Source organism: Escherichia sp. AM3 (assembly GCF_032029835.1).
Taxonomy (GTDB): Bacteria; Pseudomonadota; Gammaproteobacteria; order Enterobacterales; family Enterobacteriaceae; genus Escherichia; species Escherichia coli.
Genome location: NZ_JAVUPQ010000842.1, coordinates 1 through 294, shown reverse-complemented (window position 1 = coordinate 294; position 294 = coordinate 1). Strand labels below are relative to the sequence as shown.

Annotated in this window: 1 protein-coding gene; it reads right to left on the bottom strand. The window is 63.9% G+C overall.

What is annotated here, in order from left to right; translation table 11 throughout:
- On the bottom strand, positions 1-294 hold a 294-nt coding region (locus RTW80_RS28650; RefSeq protein WP_312721482.1), incomplete at both ends, for a homocysteine S-methyltransferase family protein.

The window sequence follows — 294 nt, the reverse complement described above, 5'->3', positions numbered from 1 at the left end:
CGTTAGTACGTTCACCCACGTTCACAAACAGGCTATCGTCGCCGATGGTCAACGGCTCCAGGCCGGACAGACGACAGGCTACCGGAAGCTCGGGTAGCTTGCGCGGTGGAAGCCCGGCGACGGCGCGGCTCATGGCGGCGATATGCTCAGGCGTGGTGCCGCAGCAGCCGCCGACGATGTTGAGGAAACCAGATTCGGCCCATTCGCGGATTTGCGCCGCCATGGTGTCGGCATCCAGATCGTACTCACCAAACGCGTTCGGCAGACCGGCGTTCGGGTGGGCAGTGACGTAGC